This window comes from Roseateles sp. (assembly GCF_019237615.1).
Taxonomy (GTDB): domain Bacteria; phylum Pseudomonadota; class Gammaproteobacteria; order Burkholderiales; family Burkholderiaceae_C; genus Pelomonas.
The window spans coordinates 48,998-65,454 of sequence record NZ_JAFAGT010000053.1; the positions used below are offsets into that span (position 1 = coordinate 48,998).

At 69.8% G+C, this 16,457-nt stretch carries 15 protein-coding genes; 2 read left to right on the plus strand and 13 right to left on the minus strand.

All coding sequences use genetic code 11. From position 1 onward, the window contains the following. Nucleotides 1-11 precede the first annotated feature (11 nt). The 7 genes from JOY88_RS09855 to fba form a co-directional block, all read right to left on the minus strand. Entirely contained in the window at nt 12-287 is a 276-nt protein-coding gene (locus JOY88_RS09855; protein WP_293502089.1) for a hypothetical protein, read from the minus strand. Nucleotides 288-407: 120 nt separating this feature from the next. Then, entirely contained in the window at nt 408-695 is a 288-nt protein-coding gene (locus JOY88_RS09860; protein WP_293502090.1) for a hypothetical protein, read from the minus strand. 167 nt (nt 696-862) lie between these two features. Next, the gene (locus tag JOY88_RS09865) at nt 863-1,762 is read right to left on the minus strand and encodes a phosphoribosylaminoimidazolesuccinocarboxamide synthase (protein ID WP_293502122.1); all 900 of its coding nucleotides are present in this window, start codon (nt 1,760-1,762) and stop codon (nt 863-865) included. 223 nt (nt 1,763-1,985) lie between these two features. Beyond that, on the minus strand, nt 1,986-2,351 hold the full coding sequence (locus JOY88_RS09870) for a response regulator (protein WP_293502091.1): 366 nt from the start codon (nt 2,349-2,351) through the stop codon (nt 1,986-1,988). A gap of 2 nt (nt 2,352-2,353) precedes the next feature. Beyond that, complete coding sequence (locus JOY88_RS09875; RefSeq protein ID WP_293502092.1) at nt 2,354-5,488, minus strand: PAS domain S-box protein; 3,135 nt, start codon at nt 5,486-5,488, stop codon at nt 2,354-2,356. Between the two features lie 102 nt (nt 5,489-5,590). Beyond that, on the minus strand, nt 5,591-6,016 hold the full coding sequence (locus tag JOY88_RS09880) for a gamma-glutamylcyclotransferase family protein (protein WP_293502093.1): 426 nt from the start codon (nt 6,014-6,016) through the stop codon (nt 5,591-5,593). Continuing rightward, complete coding sequence (gene fba, locus JOY88_RS09885) at nt 6,013-7,077, minus strand: class II fructose-bisphosphate aldolase (RefSeq protein WP_293502094.1); 1,065 nt, start codon at nt 7,075-7,077, stop codon at nt 6,013-6,015. Before fba ends, JOY88_RS09880 begins: the two co-directional genes overlap by 4 nt. A gap of 145 nt (nt 7,078-7,222) precedes the next feature. Here fba and JOY88_RS09890 point away from each other — a divergent pair, with 145 nt between their 5' ends. Beyond that, on the plus strand, nt 7,223-8,242 hold the full coding sequence (locus JOY88_RS09890; protein ID WP_293502095.1) for an ATP-binding protein: 1,020 nt from the start codon (nt 7,223-7,225) through the stop codon (nt 8,240-8,242). 12 nt (nt 8,243-8,254) lie between these two features. Here JOY88_RS09890 and JOY88_RS09895 read toward each other — a convergent pair whose 3' ends face one another. Both JOY88_RS09895 and JOY88_RS09900 read right to left on the minus strand, forming a co-directional pair. Then, on the minus strand, nt 8,255-9,148 hold the full coding sequence (locus JOY88_RS09895; protein WP_293502096.1) for a pirin family protein: 894 nt from the start codon (nt 9,146-9,148) through the stop codon (nt 8,255-8,257). Continuing rightward, complete coding sequence (locus JOY88_RS09900) at nt 9,145-9,699, minus strand: NADPH-dependent FMN reductase (RefSeq protein WP_293502097.1); 555 nt, start codon at nt 9,697-9,699, stop codon at nt 9,145-9,147. Before JOY88_RS09900 ends, JOY88_RS09895 begins: the two co-directional genes overlap by 4 nt. A 52-nt stretch (nt 9,700-9,751) precedes the next feature. Here JOY88_RS09900 and JOY88_RS09905 point away from each other — a divergent pair, with 52 nt between their 5' ends. Continuing rightward, entirely contained in the window at nt 9,752-9,946 is a 195-nt protein-coding gene (locus tag JOY88_RS09905; RefSeq protein ID WP_293502098.1) for a heavy-metal-associated domain-containing protein, read from the plus strand. Between the two features lie 11 nt (nt 9,947-9,957). Here the strand turns inward: JOY88_RS09905 and JOY88_RS09910 are convergent, their stop codons facing one another. The 4 genes from JOY88_RS09910 to JOY88_RS09925 form a co-directional block, all read right to left on the minus strand. Then, nucleotides 9,958-12,180 (minus strand): xanthine dehydrogenase family protein molybdopterin-binding subunit, encoded by a 2,223-nt coding sequence (locus tag JOY88_RS09910; RefSeq protein WP_293502099.1) that lies wholly within the window; start codon nt 12,178-12,180, stop codon nt 9,958-9,960. A 10-nt stretch (nt 12,181-12,190) separates the two neighbouring features. After that, nucleotides 12,191-12,646 carry a (2Fe-2S)-binding protein gene (locus JOY88_RS09915; protein ID WP_293502100.1) on the minus strand — a complete coding sequence of 152 codons (456 nt, stop codon included), beginning with the start codon at nt 12,644-12,646 and terminating at the stop codon, nt 12,191-12,193. A gap of 137 nt (nt 12,647-12,783) precedes the next feature. Next, nucleotides 12,784-15,540 carry a TonB-dependent receptor plug domain-containing protein gene (locus JOY88_RS09920; protein WP_293502101.1) on the minus strand — a complete coding sequence of 919 codons (2,757 nt, stop codon included), beginning with the start codon at nt 15,538-15,540 and terminating at the stop codon, nt 12,784-12,786. A gap of 196 nt (nt 15,541-15,736) precedes the next feature. Next, nucleotides 15,737-16,429, minus strand: coding sequence for a TetR/AcrR family transcriptional regulator (locus JOY88_RS09925; RefSeq protein ID WP_293502102.1), 693 nt, complete (start codon nt 16,427-16,429; stop codon nt 15,737-15,739). Between the last annotated feature and the right edge of the window lie 28 nt (nt 16,430-16,457).

Below are 16,457 nucleotides of genomic sequence, written 5' to 3' on the forward strand. Positions count from 1 at the left end.
AAAAAGTCCGCTCAGTGTGGCGGACTGCCCAGTCCGGCCGAACTCAGCCTTCCGGCCCCGAGGCGGCGCCAGGCGGCGCACTCGTCGAGGTCGCAATGCGGCGAGTCCTCGGCCAGCACCTCCACGGCCGCCTGGTCGGCCAGCAGGCAGCCGCCGATGCGGGACGGGCCGGCAGCCACGGCCTCGGGCAGCTGTACCTCGTGCAACGCGGCGGCAGCCCTGAAATCACCCTGCACGGCCAGCAACTGGGCGCGCCGAGCCGCCGCCGACGTCGTCGAAATGGCCAATGGAGTCCACGCCCATCGGCGCGGCCGCGCCTCGCCGGGCTCGCCGTCCGGCGCCGCTTCGCGGATTCGCAGCGCACGCGTCGGCACTGGTTGTAGAGCAGCGCTGCGAGGCCAACATCGTCACCGTGGGCACTGGCGGCGCGACGGCCCCCGGGCATACCAGGCCGGGGTGGCGACCTCGTCCCCGGCGAGATCCCAGGCCATGCCCAGGGCCGAGGCGACGCGACACGCGGCCGCGTTCGACGCCGCACTCGCGACGCCTGCGGCAGGGGCTGCCGGCGCGGCCAGCACGGCGGCGGCGTGGGCGTGGGCGACGAGGCACTCGATGTCTCGGTCGACCAAGGCCATCTGCGCCAGCCAGGCGTCACACAGGGTTTTCAGCGGGGCCAGACCGGCGGCCTGGGCCATCAGCTGAGCGCGACGCACAAGCTCGCGTGCGCCGCTGCCAAAGATGCTGAAGTAGGCCGTCGGGCCCTCGGCCAGGTGCAGCCAGGCGGCTGCGAAGCTTGACGCTCACTGGCGCACCCTTTGGCCTGCGGCCTTGCCGGGCCGACGACGCGGCCCGGCAAGGCCGCTCATGCGGTCAGCCGCTGCAGCGCTTCCTCGTATTTCTGCACCGTGTTGGCGATGACCTCGGCGGGCAGCGCCGGCGCGGGCGCGGTCTTGCCCCAGGGCTGGCCGTCTATGCGCACGGCCTCCAGCCAGTCACGCACAAACTGCTTGTCGTAGCTGGGCGGGTTGCTGCCCGGCGCATAGCTCTCGACCGGCCAGTAGCGCGAGGAGTCGGGCGTCAGCACCTCGTCCATCAGCGTCAGCGTGCCGTCGTCGTCCAGGCCAAACTCGAACTTGGTGTCCGCGATGATGAGCCCACGGGTCAACGCGAAGTCGGCGGCGCGCTGGTAGAGCTGGATGGAGATGTCGCGCACGCGCGTGGCGAGGTCGGCGCCGATGATGGCTGCGGCCTGCTCGAACGAGATGTTCTCGTCGTGGTCGCCCATCTCGGCCTTGGTGGCCGGCGTGAAGATGGGGGTGGGCAGCTTGTCGGCATTGCGCAGGCCTGGAGGCAGCGCGACGCCGCAGACGCTCTGCGTCTTCTGGTACTCGGTCCAGCCGCTGCCGGCCAGGTAGCCGCGCACGACGGCCTCGATGGGCAGGGGCTTGAGGCGCTTGACCAGCATGGCGCGGTCGCGGATCTGCTCCCGCTCGGCCTCCGTCGCGACGGCAGACAGCGGGTCCTCGCCGGTCAGGTGGTTGGGGACGATGCCCTGCAGCTTGCCGAACCAGAACAGCGCCATCTTGGTCAGCAGCGCGCCCTTTCCCGGGATGGGCTCGCCCATGATGACGTCGAAGGCCGACAGGCGGTCGCTGGCGATCATCAGGATGCGGTCCGCGCCGACGGCGTAGTTCTCGCGCACCTTGCCGCGGCCGAGCAGCGGGAGGGAAGTCAGGCTGGATTCGTAGAGGGCTTGGGGCATGGCGACGGCGCTGGGATGGGACACGCAATTTTAGGTGCCGCCTGCGGGCCGAGAGCCGGGCCGCTCCCAAGCCAGCCCTGCGGGCCCTGGGGGGCTGGGGTCGGACACGACAGGCCCCGTGGGCTGGCCACACCCGTCGAAGAGCAGCAGTTGCCTCGGCTGCGCGGTCTGCAAGACCGGCCGGGCGCGTCGGCGTTCAGCGCGGCGCAGCCGGGCAAAGGTCTCACAAATAGCTGCGCACGCTGGCGGCGAAGCTGTACACGTCTATGGGCTTGCTGAGGTAGCCGTCGCAGCCGGCTGCGCGAAAGCGCTCCTCGTCACCCTGCATGGCGTAGGCCGTGAAGGCGACGACGGGCAGGTCGGCGAGGTCAGGCGTGGCCTTGATGGCGCGCACCAGGCTGAGGCCGTCGGCGCCGGGCAGCTGGATGTCGACCAGCGCGATGTCGGGCCGGCGGGCCCGCAGCCGCGCCCAGGCTTCGTCGACGTGCAGCGCGCGGTCGACGACGAAGCCGCCGACCTCCAGCACATACTGGGCCAGTTCGAGGTTGAGCTCGTTGTCGTCGACGACGAGGACGCGTTCACCCGGCATGTTCAGCTCCCTACGCGGCGGCGGCCGCGGCGTTCCTGACGGGCCGCGCGCAACAGGGCGTCGCGCACCTCGGCCAGCGGTTGGGCGCGGCCCGGCGGCGCGCGGCCCGCGATGGTGCTGGCCGAGCGGGCCAGCGCCTCGATCTCCTCGACGTCCAGCGCCAGCGCCGTCCAGACGATGACGGGCAGCTCGGCCCAGCGCGGCTCGGAACGCAGCTCGTGCAGCACCTGGAAGCCGTCGACGCCCGGCATCATCAGATCGAGCACGATGGCCGCCGGCTGCAGCGTCGCCAGGCGCCGCAAAGCCTGGGCGCCGCCGGCCTCGGCGACGGCCTCGACGCCTGCAGCCTGCAAGGCGGCGCACATCAGCTCGCGCGCACTGGCCTCGTCGTCGACGACCAGCACGGGCCGGCCCGGCCCGAGGCGGTCGCGCAGCGGCACCAGGGCGCGCGCCAGCGCTGGCCGGCGCAGCGGCTTGGCCAGCACGTCGGCCACCGCGAAGGCGACGCCGGCGCCGGAGGCAGGCGTCAGCGCAAGCGCCTTGACCGCGGCGTGCATGGACGGCCCGCCGCTGCGCAGCGCGGCCAGCAGGCCCAGCCCCTGAGAGTCGGGGAGGCCGAGGTCGATGGCCAACTCGGTGTAGCGGCGCACGCGCGCCAGGCGCAGCACCTCGGCGGCCGTGGCGGCGGTATCGGTGGCCACGCCGGCCTGCGACAGCTCGCGCGCGACACCGTCGCGCAGCGGGTGGTCGCGCAGCGCCACCAGCTGCTGGTGCGCCGGCCGCGGCACCAGGTCTTCATCGTCGGCCGGCCGGCGCGGCAGCACCGCGTAGAAGCAGCTGCCCTGGCCGGGCTGGCTGTAGACGCCGACCCGCCCGCCCTGGGCCTCGACGAGACGGCGTGTCAGTGCCAGGCCCAGGCCGGTGCCCTGGTGCTGCTTGGCCAGGCCGTCGTCGAGTTGCTGGAACTCGACGAACAGCTGCCCGATGCGGTCGGGCGGGATGCCGATGCCGCTGTCCTCGACCTCCAGCCGCCACAGCCTCGGTCCTTCACCCAGCATGCGCAGCGCGATGCGACCGCCGCCCGGCGTGAACTTGATGGCGTTGGACAGGTAGTTCAGCAGCACCTGCTTGAGGCGCGCAGCATCGAGCACGAGGTCGTGCAGCTCAGGCGCGATGGCGGACTCCAGGTGCAGTCCGCGTTGCTCGGCCAGCACGGCGACGGTGGCAAGCACGTCGTCGACGAGGGCCGGCAGGTCCACCGGCGCGGGATGGAAGTCCAGCTTGCCGGCCTCGATCTTGGAGAGATCCAGCACATCGTTGATCATGTTCAGCAGGTGCCGGCCGCTGCTGGCGATGTGCTGCAGCCATTCGCGCTGGCGCGCCGCGTCGGGTGGCTGGCGGTCCATGATCAGCAGCTCGGAGAAGCCGATGACGGCGTTCAGCGGCGTGCGCAGCTCGTGCGACATGTTGGCCAGGAACAGGCTCTTGAGCCGGCTCGACTCCTGCGCGCGGCGGTTCTCCGCGGCCAGCCAGACGGCCTGCTGGCGCGCCTGCTCAGCGGTGCGCATCGCGGTCACGTCGGCAACGATCCCCACAAGGCGCGGCGCGCCGGCCTCGTCGCGCGTGACGCGTGCATCCAGGCGCAGCCAATGCTGGCTGGCATCGGGCCAGACGACGCGAAACTCGGCATGCCAGGGCAGTTGCCCGATGCCGGTGTCCAGCAGGGCGCCGAGGCCGGCCTCCACCAGCGCGCGGTCGTCGGCGTGCACGGCGGCCAGCAGACGGTCGCGGTCCCAGGGCCCGGCGGCATCGTCAAGGCCGAAGCATTGGTCGTAGCGGCGCGAGCGGTGGATGACGCCGGTCTCCAGCTCCATCTCCCAGTCGCCGATGGCGGCGGACTCCAACGCAAAGCGCAGCCGCGCCTCGCTCTGGCGCAGCGCCGCCTCGATCTGGCGCTGGTGGGTCAGGTCGCGCGCAGACTTGACGCGGCCGACGACGTGGCCGGCCGCGTCGCGCAGCGGCGAGACCTGGATCGAGACCTCGACGCGCCGGCCGTCCTTGGCGAGCCGCATGGTGCGCAGCGGCGGCAGCACCTGGCCCTGGGCGATGCTGGCCAGGATGCGCAGCTCCTCGGCCTCGCGCTCCGGTGGGATCAGCATCTGAGCCGGCTGGCCCACGGCCTCCTCGACGGTGTAGCCGAACATCCGCTCGGCCGCCGCGTTCCAGTTCGTGATGCGGCCGTCCAGCGCCTGTACGACGATGGCGTCGGCCGAGGATTCGACGACGGCCGCCAGACGCCGAACCTCCGCCTCGGCCTCGGTGAGCCGGCCGACATCGCGAAAGACGAGGGCGATGCCACGCGCGCGGCCGTCGGCATGGTGGGTGAGTTCGGCCTGGACCTCGATGGGCCGCGTGCCGCCATCGCGCGCCACGCAGACGGCCTGGCGGCGCAGGGCCGCCTCCGGCTGGCGCTGGCGCACCACGTCGACCGGGTTGCGCCGAGCCAGCTCGGCCGGCATGCCCTCGCGCACGAAGACCTCCCAGACCGAGCGTCCCAGCGCCTCGCCGGCCGGCCAGCCGGTGATTCGCTCGGCCACGGCGTTGATGCGCGTGACGCGCCCCTCGCCATCGGTGGTGATGAAGCCGGCATCGATGGTGGACAGCGTCGTGGCCAGGCTCTGCTCTGCTTCCAGCTGGTGATCCTCGGCACTGTGGCGGCGGTCCACCTCGCGGCGCAGCGCCTCGTTGGCGACGCGCATCTCCTCCAGCGACGGCACGGCCAGAAGCGTCGGCATCAGCCGCCAGGCAACGGCTGCCGTCAGCACCGAGGCCAGGGCCGTGAAGACCTTGCCCGCCGCCTGCAACTGGTAGTCAGGGCGCCAGATCGTCCAGACGTCCAGCACATGGGTCACGCCGCAGGCGAAGATGAAGACGGCGAACAGCGTCGCGATGCGGCCCAGGTTCACCTCGGGGCGCTGGCGCGCATAGCTGGCGATGACGAGCGGGATGGAGAAATAGGCCAGCGCGATGGACAGGTCGGCGCCCACCATGCTCCAGAGCAGGCCCGGTGCCCACTGGAAACAGTAGCCGTGCGGCAGGAAGCCCGCCCGCGCGACGATTCCGGTCAGCTCGTCCATCCCACGCTCCCGGCCCCAGAAAACAAGGGGTTATGCCGGGCCATTGTGACCCCGGCGGCGGAGCGCGAACGTCCGTAAAGGTGGTGAATTGCCGCCCGACCGTCAGCGCGGCCCGAGCGCGTCGAAGCCGGCGTAACGCGCGGTGAACCGCGCATGGCCTTCGCGCTCGAAGGCAGTCGCGTCCCAATCGCCCGGTAGCAGGCAGGCGGCGAACTCGGCGCGGAAGCGGTAGACCCAGGCGGCGGCGGTCGCGCCGCCTGCGAGTCGCACGTCGACGCGCACGCGCTCGTATGCCTCGCCCTCGAAGGCATCGAGCCGCGCCCAGGCACGGGCGTCGACGTCCCGGTAGAGCCGGCCCGGCACGACGCCGCCAGACGCGGGCCTCAGGCCTGGGTAGTCCTGTCCGCGCACCGGATGGCGAGCATGGCCGGCCAGCGAGGCGGGCTCGCTGGCGAATTCACGCCCGCAGACGCGGGCCATGATGTCGGCCCACATCAGCGAGCCGTAGGTGAAGCAGTGGTCGGTCACTGCACCTGCTGCGCCAGCTCGCCGCGCGCATACGCACCGGCGATGTCGGCCAGCGTGCGTGCCTTGATCTTCGCGGCCTGGCCCTCGCAGCCGAACTCGAGGTAGCGCTGCTTGCAGACGGCCTTGGCGGCCTCGCGCGCCGGCTTGAGCCATTCGCGGGCGTCGAACTTGTCGGGGTTCTCGGCCAGGAACTTGCGCACCGCGCCCGTCATCGCCAGGCGGATGTCGGTGTCGATGTTGATCTTGCGCACGCCATGCTTGATAGCCTCCTGGATCTCCTCGACCGGCACGCCGAAGGTCTCCTTCATCTTGCCGCCGTACTGGTTGATGACGGCCAGAAGCTCCTGCGGCACGCTGGACGAGCCGTGCATGACGAGGTGGGTGTTGGGGATGCGCGCGTGGATCTCCTTCACACGGGCAATGGCGAGGATGTCTCCGGTGGGCTTGCGGCTGAACTTGTAGGCGCCGTGGCTGGTGCCGATGGCGATGGCCAGCGCGTCCAGCTGCGTCGCCTTGACGAACTGGGCGGCCTCCTCGGGGTCGGTCAGCATCTGGGCGTGGCTGAGCTTGCCCTCGGCGCCGATGCCGTCCTCCTCGCCCGCGTCGCCGGTCTCCAGGTTGCCCAGGCAGCCCAGTTCGCCCTCCACGGTGACACCCACCTTGTGCGCCATCTCCACGACCTTGCGGGTCACGTCCATGTTGTAGTCAAACGAGGCCGGCGTCTTGCCGTCTTCCATCAGCGAGCCGTCCATCATCACCGAGCCGAAGCCCAGGTCGATTGCGCCGGCGCAGACCTTGGGGCTGGTGCCATGGTCCTGGTGCATGACCAGCGGGATGTGGGGGAAAGCCTCGCAGGCGGCCTGGATCAGGTGCTTGATGAAGGGCTCGCCGGCGTATTTGCGCGCGCCGGCCGAGGCCTGCAGGATGACCGGCGCGCCGACCTCGTCGGCCGCTGCCATGACGGCCTGCACCTGCTCCAGGTTGTTGACGTTGAAGGCTGGGATGCCGTAGCCGTTGTCAGCGGCATGGTCCAGCAGTTGACGCATGGAAACGAGAGGCATGGGATGTCCCCGGTGAAGTTGAGAAATCTGGGCCGACTGCGACTGCCAACGTAGTTGGTAACCCCGTCGTAACTGATCGGGGATTCTATGGAGTCGGTAGCACCCCCACCCCCCGTGGTTGAAGTAGTCAGCACAATGCGTGGTCATGACAAGACTGGTGCTCGACCACCTCACCAATTGGATCACCGCCGCCGCGAGTGAGCACTCGCACGAGCTGGCTGCCCATGTCGAGGAGCGCACCGGCGCCAGCCGTCGCTCGGCGCAGGCGGCGCTCAAGCGCCTGGTGGACGCCGGCTGGCTGACCCGCGCCGGCAGCAGCCGCCGCCCGGTCTTCGCGCCGGGAGCGCTGCGCCAGGTGGCACGCAGCTATACCCTGCACGGCTTGCAGGAGGACCTGCCCTGGCAGCGCGACTTCGCGCCCCATTTCGCGCTGCCCGGGCATGTGGAGCGCATGGTCCGGCATGGCTTCACCGAGCTGGTCAACAACGCGGCCGACCATTCCGGCGGCAGCAGCGTCACCGTATCGCTGCGCCAGACGCCCACGCATGCGCAGTTGCTGGTCAGCGACGACGGCATCGGCGTGTTCGACAAGATCTGCCGTGCCTTCGAGCTCGAGGACCCGCAGCACGCGATGCTGGAGCTCAGCAAGGGCCGGCTGACCAGCGCCCCCGATGCCCACACCGGCCGCGGCCTGTTCTTCAGCAGCCAGTTGGCCGACGTCTTCGACATCCATGCCAACAACACCGCCTACCAGCGCCGAGCCTGGGAAAGCGCCGGCTGGCGCAAGGGCAAGGCGCTGCCACGCCAGGGCAGCTCCATCTACATGGCCATCGCGCTGAGCACGACACGCACGCTGGACGGCATCATGGAAGCCTGGAGCACGCAGGGCGACGGCATCGAGTTCGACCAGACCGCCGTGCAGCTGCGCCTGCTGGCCGGCGAAGGCCAGGCGCTGGACTCGCGCGCCCAGGCCCGGCGCGTCGGCGCCCGGCTCGCGACCTTCAAGCGCGCCGAGATCGATTTCGACGGCGTCACCGACGTGGGCCACGGCTTCACGGACGAACTGTTCCGCGTGTTCGCCAGGGCGAACCCGCAGATCGAGTTGGTGGCGACGAACGCGACGCCACGCATCGCGGCGCTGGTGAAGAGCGCTCGCGCAGGCTAGCGCCAACAGGCCTCAGGGCTGCCTGAGCGCCGGCACCGACGGCACCGCGATGCGCGGGCCGTCGTAGCCCCTGACGACGCCGAAGCGCCCACCGTCCTCGCGCGCCCAGTCCTGCGCCCAGGCCTGCATCTCGGCCGGCTCGCGGCCAACGAAGTTCCACCACAGCAGCGGCGGCTGCGACCAGGGCTCGCCCCCCAGCAGCAGCAGCCGGGCCGCGGCCGAGCAGCGCAGCTCGACAGCCTCGCAGCCGGCGCCGATGTAGAGCAGCGTGCCGGGCGTGATGGTCTCGACCGCGTCGTGGCCAGCCGGAGCGGCCTCGATCTCGCCTTCAAGCAGCATCAACCCATGCTCGAAACCGGGGTCAAGCGCCAGCACCGCGTCGGCCGGGCCAGTGGCCACCAGGTCCGCGCCCAGCAGCGGCGTGAAGCTGGGCACCGGCGAGCGCAGGCCGGCGAGCTCGCCGACCAGCAGCGTCGCCTCGAAGCCGCCCTGGCTCAGACGGGGCAGCTCGGGGAAATGCTGGAAGCTGGGCGCGCGCTCGCGTTCGGCGTCCGGCAGCGCGATCCACAGCTGGGCCAGATGGATGCGGTCGGACAAGGACTCCTCACTGTGCGCGATGCCGTACCCCGCCGTCATCAGGTTGACCTCGCCGGCTCGCAGCACCTGCTCGGAGCCCAGGCTGTCGCGGTGCAGGATCTCGCCCTCGATCATCCAGCTGAAGGTGGACAGCCCCGTGTGCGGATGCGGGCCGACGTTCATGCGCCGCTCGGGCGTGGCCGGGCCGGCATGGTCCGCGAAGCACCAGGCTCCGATGGCGCGCCGGGCCTTGCTGGGCAGGGCGCGCTGTATCGGCAGGCCGCCGACGTCGCCCAGATGGCTGGTGATGCGCTCGACGTTCGGACTCATGCGGATCTCCTGCGGACGAAGTCGACGAAGCCCGTGACGAAGCCCTGCAGCTGCGCCCTCACCTTGTCGTCGACGAGCTGGCCGTCGGCGTCGAAGACCGAGCCGGCGCGGGACACCATCAGCCGTCCGGCCATCCAGAAGTCGTTGCCCAGGGTGCGCAGCACCGACAGCAGCGCATCCTGCGACTGCACGGTGCCGAAGCCGCCCGGCGTCGCGCCCATGAGCCCGGTCGGCTTGCCTCCGAACAGCTTGGTGCCCTCGCCGCTGGGGCGAGACAGCCAGTCCAGGCCGTTCTTCAGGACACCAGGGATGGAATTGTTGTACTCGGGGGTGCCGATCAGCAGCGCGTCGGCCGCGCGTATGGCTTCGCGCAGCGTCGTCACGGCCTCCGGGATGCCCTGGGCCTCGACGTCGCCGTCATAGACGGGAATGCCGTGCAGCGTGCGCAGCTCCATCGTGACGCCCTCGGGCGCAAGGGCGATGGCCGCACGCAGCAGGGCGGTGTTGTAGGACGCGCGGCGCAGCGCGCCGCTGAGGGCGATGATGTGCATGGCAGTGCGACAAGCCTGGATGCAGGCATGATGCCAGCCCCGGGAGCCCTTGATGCACAGATTCACCTTGCCCGACATGAGCTGCGGCCATTGCGTCGCCGCCATCACCGAAGCGCTGAAGGCCGCCGACGCCCAGGCCCGCGTCGAGATCGACCTGGAGGCGCGCACGGCCGAGGTCGACAGCGCACTGTCCCGAGAGGCGCTGGCGGCCGTGCTGGCCGAGGCCGGCTACCCGCCGGCCCCCTGACCCGACCCCGTTCAGGCGAACCTGAACGGCAGCTCGCGCTGGCGCTGGCCGGTCAGCCGCGCCACCGCGTTTGCGAGCGCCGGCGCCAGCGCCGGCAAGCCCGGCTCGCCCATGCCCTTGGGCGGGTCGCTGCTGGGCACGATGCTGACCGTCATCACCTTGGGCGCGTCCGGCATGCGCGGCATGGCGATGTCGTAGAAGTTGTTCTGCTCGACGACACCATCCTTGAACGTGACGCGGTGCGTCGGCATCGTCGTGCCCAGCGCCATGATGGCGGCGCCCTGCACCTGGGTCTCGACCGACTTCGGGTTCACGCAGAGGTTGCAGTGCACGCCGGCATGCACCTCCTGCAGCACCGGCTGGCGGTCCTTGCCCTTGCCCTTCAGGCTGGCGACGACGACATAGGCGACGACGGACTCGAAGCTCTCGTGGACCGCCACGCCCCAGGCCTGGCCGGGCTTGAGCTTGCGCTTGGCGTAGCCGCTCCTGTCGACCGCGGCCTGCAGCGCCGCGCGGTGGCGGTCGGCCTTGGCGTTGCCTTCCATCAGCTTGAGCCGGTAGGCGACCGGATCCTGCTTGGTGGCGAAGGCGATCTCGTCGACCAGCGTCTCCATGACATAGGCCGTATGCGTGGAGCCCACCGAGCGCCACCACAACACCGGCACGTTGACGTCGGGGTGGTGGACGCTCAGGTTCATGGCGATCTCGTAAGGCTCGCGCATGCCCTCGACGGTGGTGCTGTCCACGCCGTCCTTGTAGCCGAAGCCCTCCAGCGGCGAGCCCTTCAGGATGCTCTGGCTGACGATGCGGTGCTGCCAGCCGACAATCCTGCCGCCCGCGTCGAAGCCGACCTCGGCGCGGTGCACTGTCATGGGTCGGTAGTAGCCGGCCTTGACGTCGTCCTCGCGGCTCCAGATCACCTTGACCGGCATGCGCTGGCCCGCCTGGGCCAGCGCGACCGCCACCCCTGCGGCCTCGCGCGGCCACTCGGTCGCGGGCGTCGCGCGGCGGCCGAAGCCGCCGCCGGCCATCTGCACGTTGATCTGCACTTGGTCCGGCTTCAGCCCCACGACCTTGGCAAGGTTCATCGCGTCGATGCCCGGCATCTGCGCCGCGTAGTAGAAGTCGCAGCGGTCGTCCTTCAGGTCCACCGTGCAGGCCAGCGGCTCCATCTGCGCATGGTTCAGGTAGGGGAACACGAAGTCGGCCGTGATCTTCTTCGGCGCCTTGCTCCAGCCGCTGATGTCGGCATCGAACTTGGGTACCGGCGTGCCGGGCTGCTTGGCCAGCGCCAGGTAATCGGCGGTGAGCCTGGCCGTGTCGGGCTTGGCCAGGCCGGCGAGGTCCCAGTCGACTTTGAGTGCGTCGCGGCCCTTCTTGGCGGCCCAGTAGCCGCTGGCGACGACGGCCACGCCCTGACCGCCGCGGTCCAGTGGCACCGGCAGCACGGCCTTGACGCCCTTGACCTTGAGCGCCTCGCTCGCGTCCAGCTTGGCCACCTTGCCGTTGAACACCGGCGGGCGCTGGATGACGGCCACCGCCATGCCGGGCAGTTGCACGTCCATGCCATAAGACTGGGTACCGGTGCTCTTGGCCTTGCCGACGACGAGGCCGGTGGGCTGGCCGATGCGCTTGAAGGTCTTGGGGTCCTTCAGCGCGACGGCCTCGGGCACTGGCAGCTTCATCGCCGCGTCGAAGAACTCGCCATAGCCGGCGCTTTTTCCCGCGCCACCGATGACGCCGTTCTCGGCCCGCAACGACGCGGCCGGCACGCCCCAAGCCTGCGCGGCGGCGGCCAACAGCATGGCCTTGGTGCGCGCGCCCAGCTCACGGTACTGCTGGTAGCTGTTCTTGATGGAATTGGAGCCGCCGGTCAGGTGGATGCCGAACATCGGGTCCACGTACTTGGCCTGCTGGTCGCCGAAGCCGGTGCGGACCTTGAGCCAGTCCGCATCCAGCTCCTCGGCGCAGATCATCGCAAGGCCGGTCTCCACACCCTGGCCCATGTCCATGCGGTTGCACAGGATGGTGGTGGTGCCGTCCGGCGCGATGCTGACGAAGGCCAGCGGCTGCTCGGTGGGCTTGGAGCCGGGCTTGGCCACGGCGCCCTGCGCGGCGGCAAGGCCAGGCAGCAGCGCCAGGCCCACGGCACCGCCGACGGTGGTGGTGACGAAGGCGCGGCGGGACAGCCCGCGGCCGCTGAGCTGACGGTCTATGCGTTGCGGATTCAGCATGGCGGCCTCCTCAGGCGAGCTGGGCCGCGGCCGCATGGATGGCGGCGCGGATGCGGGTGTAGGTGCCGCAGCGGCAGAGGTTGCCGGCCATGGCCGCGTCGATCTGCGCGTCGGTCGGCTTCTTGTTGCCCTTGAGCAGCGCGACGGCGCTCATGACCTGACCGCTCTGGCAATAGCCGCACTGGGCCACGTCATGCGCCACCCAGGCGGCCTGCACGGCCTGGCCGACCTTGTCGTTGGCGATGCCCTCTATGGTGGTCACCGGCCCCTGCACCGACGAGATCGGCGTCAGGCAGCTGCGCACCGGCGCACCGGCAACGTGCATGGTGCAGGCGCCGCACTGGGCCGCGCCGCAGCCGAACTTGCTGCCGGTGAGCTGCAGCTCCTCCCGCACCGCCCATAGCAGGGGCATGTCGGGGTCTGCGTCCAGCGAGACGGCGCGACCGTTGACGGTCAGGTTGATCATGGGAAGCTCCTGGGGGGATGGTTGCCGGCGACTCTAGCCAGAAGCAGCGCCCCAGTACATCACTCAGGTTTTGTCAGCCGGCCGACGCAAAAAGGGGCTCAAAACTGAGCCCCTTCCCGGTCGGCAATAGTCGCGACTTACTTGAACTGGTAGGTCGCGTTCAGGTACCAGAAGCGCCCGCGCGGATCCACGAAGGAGCCGGCATAGCCGGACACGTGCGAGCCGTAGCTGGACACGGCCGTGAACGGCGGGTCCTGGTTCAGCAGGTTGCGGGCGCCCACGCGCAGCGCCAGCGCCGGCATGGGCTTCCAGCCAACGGCCATGTTCCAGCGGCTGCTGTCCTTGACCTTGTGCTCGACGTCCACGCCGACGTTGGCATCCACCAGGCCGGCGGACTCGGTCCAGCCCTTCACGAAGACGTTCTCCAGCGTGACGTTCCAGTTGCCGAGGTTCCAGTCCAGGCCCAGCGTGTGCTGCCACTTGGGCACCGGCTGCACGCCCGCGCCGTCGCCGGCCGTGCCCTGATAGGACACGAAGGGCGTACCCTTGCCGTTCTGCTGCTTCCACAGGTTGACATAGGTGCCGGCAAAGCTTGCGCCCAGCCTGCCCCATTCGCCGAACCCCCAGCTCGCCTTCATGTCGAGGTCGATGCCGTTCGTCTGGAGCTCGCCCAGGTTCTCGACAGGCGTCTCGATGTAGCTGATGAAGCCGTTGGCCAGGCGATGGATGCGTGACTTGTAGGTGTTGTAGAGCGCGGGATCGGACATGATGGCGTCGCCACCAATGGCACCGATCTGGTCATTCTTCTGGATGTTCCAGTAGTCGATCGCGATCGAGATGCCGCGCACCGGCTCGAAGACGGCCCCGAACGCGTACTGCCGCGACTTCTCGGGCTTGAGGCCGGGATCGCTGGACAGGCGCACGTTGAACTGCGTCTCGCAGCGCGGGTCGCCGGCCTGGTTCTTCGGGCAGTCGGGGTCGTTGAGGGAGTTGGCCGTGTTCGTGAACGCCGTCGGGCTGTGCACGTCCCACAGCGTCGGCGCCCGGAAGCCCGTGCCGACGCTGGCGCGCAGCAGCACCTCCTTGCTCGGCTGATAGCGCAGCGCGGCGCGCGGGTTGAAGGTGTTGCCGAAGTCGTTGTAGTGGTCGTAGCGCGCGGCCACCGTCGCCTCGAAACCCTTCGCGAACGGCATGGACAGCTCGCCGAACACCGCGTAGATGCTGCGCGAGGCTATCGTGTTGGGCACGGTGCCCTCGCCGCCGATGTGCAGGCCCAGCTCGTAGTCCTTGTTGACCGCGCGGTCGTCGGCCTTCTCCTTGCGCAGGTCGGTGCCGACGGCCAGCATCATCGGTCCGCCGGCCATGGCCATCAGCTCGGTGCTGGCCTTGGCGTCGAGCGCATAGGTCGTGCTCTTGGAGCGACGCATCGGGCCTTCCATGCGCGCGCGGTCCAATGCGGCGGTGCCGGCGGCGTCCTGCGGGCCGAAGGGGTTGATGACGCCGGTGGACAGCTCGGCGATGAAGCGCCCCTCGTGCAGGTAGTTGAAATAGTCCAGCGCCCCCTTGGCCTGCGACATCGTCAGGCCGGCGTCGTAGTCCCAGCCGCGCGCGGTACCGGTCAGACCGGCCACGAAGCGCGTCTGCTCGTTCGTCGTGACGTTCGTCCGCGGCCCCACGGGCACGGCCCGCATCGCGATCTCGGTGAAGCCGCCGCCCAGCGTGTCGAAGTCCGCAGGCTTGTAGCCCAGGCTCAGCAGCAGGTCGCGCGGGAAATACTTGCTCGTGATCGGCAGCGCGAAGGACGGATAGGTGCCGTCGGGCTTCACGTGGCCGGCAGCCGAATCGATGGGCACGGCCGCGACGCGGCCGATCGAATGACTGCGCGCGTAGCTGCCCTCGAAGAAGAGCTGCGACTCCTGGCCGAGGTCGAGGGTCAGCCGCCCGAAGGCATCGCTCTTGGTCGTGTCGGGCAGGTTTTCCTGAGTAGCCGGGAAGATGAAGCGGCAGCGCTTGATCGGCGTGCCGTTGGGCGTCGTCGTGGAGCGCGTCTGCAGGACGTTGTAGTCCGGGTCGCAAGGGCTGAAGTTCGCGCCCGCGTTGGGATAGGCGCCCGGTGTGATGTTGAAGTCGACCAGTCGGCCGGGGAAGGAGCGGCCGGAGGTCGGGGGATCGGAGCCGGGGATCTCGTCGAGGCCGCGCAGATACCACTTCTGGTCGATGGAACGGATCTTGGTCTGCTTCTTGATGTTGCCGGTCAGCAGCAGGTTGTAGCCGTCCGTCTTCAGGCCGCCCATGCCGTAGGCGATGGACGCGCCCGTCTCCTTGCCGCCGATGTTCTTCTCCGTGTCGCCGTACTTCAGCGTCAGCTCGCCCCTGTCGTAGTCCTTGCGGGTGATGAAGTTGATGACACCACCGACGGCATCCGTGCCGTAGACGGCCGAGGCGCCATCGCGCAGCACCTCGATGCGGTCGATGGCGGCAAACGGGATGCTGTTCAGGTCCACGGAGGAACTGCCGCCAATGGAGCCGAAGGCGAAGTTGGCCAGGCGCCGGCCGTTGAGCAGCACGAGGGTGGAGTTGGGCCCCAGGCCACGCAGGTTGGCGAAGCTCTGCGCGTAGCCCGCGCCCTGAGTCGTGTCGGACTGCAATGCCGTGTTGGCGCCGATGCGGCGCAGGATGTCCTCGACATTCGTCGCGCCGGTCTTCTCGATCTGGTCGCGCGTCATCACGGTGACGGGCAGGGCCGTCTCGGATTCGACGCGCTTGATCGACGAGCCGGTGATCGTGATGCGCTCAAGGTGCGGCTGCGCGGGGGCGTTCTGCGCCCCGGCCTGGGTCGTTGCTAGACCTGCCGCCAGCAAAGCCAGCGCTACCCGGGTGGGTCGGTGTTGCATGAAAACTCTCTCCTGATGTAGACAGGGCTGTTCATGGGTCCGGCTGGACCTTTGCCGCGGCGCGGCCTGTCGCCCCTGCGTAAAGAAGTTATTTGCAACGTTGCCGGAACGTCTCTTATGGGAAATCAGGCTGTTGTAATTTCGCTTCACGCTGCCGAAGTCGGCATTTCCATGCAGGCCGCCCGGCGGCCCGGGATCAGGCCTGCGCGAGGACGAGCTGCAACTGCGCGCGCAGCTGGCGCAGCCGCTGCAGCTCCTGATCGGGCGCCTGCAGGGCCGGCCACAGCAGCGCGACGAGGTCGCGCGCGCTGGCCTCCACGTCGATCTGCCGGCCGGTGATGACCACCTCCCACAGCATGTGCTCCATCGGCCCGAAGACCAGCGAGCGCAGCAGCCTCAGCGGGATGTCGCGCCGCACCTCGCCGGCCTCCTGGCCGCGGGCCAGCAGCTCCATCAACGGCACCGTATAGCGGCGCTGCAGCTCGACGAAGCCCTCGCCGAGGTCCTGGCCCTTGGTCCTGCCCTCCGACAGCACCAGCGCGCACAGCCCAGTTCCCTGGATCAGGAACAGGCGCAGGTGCGTCAGCACGATGAACTCCAGCTGCTCGCGCACGGAAGCCTGGCGCGGCAGATCGGCCTCGATGGCGGCGATGATCTCGTCGTACCAGTCCTGGATGACGCGCATGCAAAGCTCGCGCTTGCCCCGGAAATAGGTGAACACCGTGGCCTCGGAGATGGAGAGGCGCTGCGCGATCTCGGTCGTCGTCGCGCGCTCGTAGCCGCGCTCGGCGAACACCTCGCGGCCCACGCGCAGGATGTCGCGCACGCGCTGCTCGGCCTTGGGGCCAGCGGGCGCACGGCGTTGCGGGACAGCGCTTGCGAGGTTCATCTGAACAGCATTCTGCGCAATTCTTGAG

Excerpts from the sequence above, each read along its gene's own strand:
- JOY88_RS09860 (WP_293502090.1), bottom strand. The coding sequence starts at position 695 with ATGGCCCAGGCCGCCGGTCTGGCCCCGCTGAAAACCCTGTGTGACGCC.
- JOY88_RS09865 (WP_293502122.1), bottom strand. The coding sequence starts at position 1,762 with ATGCCCCAAGCCCTCTACGAATCCAGCCTGACTTCCCTCCCGCTGCTC.
- JOY88_RS09870 (WP_293502091.1), bottom strand. The coding sequence starts at position 2,351 with ATGCCGGGTGAACGCGTCCTCGTCGTCGACGACAACGAGCTCAACCTC.
- JOY88_RS09875 (WP_293502092.1), bottom strand. The coding sequence starts at position 5,488 with ATGGACGAGCTGACCGGAATCGTCGCGCGGGCGGGCTTCCTGCCGCAC.
- fba (WP_293502094.1), bottom strand. The coding sequence starts at position 7,077 with ATGCCTCTCGTTTCCATGCGTCAACTGCTGGACCATGCCGCTGACAAC.
- JOY88_RS09890 (WP_293502095.1), top strand. The coding sequence starts at position 7,223 with ATGACAAGACTGGTGCTCGACCACCTCACCAATTGGATCACCGCCGCC.
- JOY88_RS09895 (WP_293502096.1), bottom strand. The coding sequence starts at position 9,148 with ATGAGTCCGAACGTCGAGCGCATCACCAGCCATCTGGGCGACGTCGGC.
- JOY88_RS09900 (WP_293502097.1), bottom strand. The coding sequence starts at position 9,699 with ATGCACATCATCGCCCTCAGCGGCGCGCTGCGCCGCGCGTCCTACAAC.
- JOY88_RS09905 (WP_293502098.1), top strand. The coding sequence starts at position 9,752 with ATGCACAGATTCACCTTGCCCGACATGAGCTGCGGCCATTGCGTCGCC.
- JOY88_RS09910 (WP_293502099.1), bottom strand. The coding sequence starts at position 12,180 with ATGCTGAATCCGCAACGCATAGACCGTCAGCTCAGCGGCCGCGGGCTG.
- JOY88_RS09915 (WP_293502100.1), bottom strand. The coding sequence starts at position 12,646 with ATGATCAACCTGACCGTCAACGGTCGCGCCGTCTCGCTGGACGCAGAC.
- JOY88_RS09920 (WP_293502101.1), bottom strand. The coding sequence starts at position 15,540 with ATGCAACACCGACCCACCCGGGTAGCGCTGGCTTTGCTGGCGGCAGGT.
- JOY88_RS09925 (WP_293502102.1), bottom strand. The coding sequence starts at position 16,429 with ATGAACCTCGCAAGCGCTGTCCCGCAACGCCGTGCGCCCGCTGGCCCC.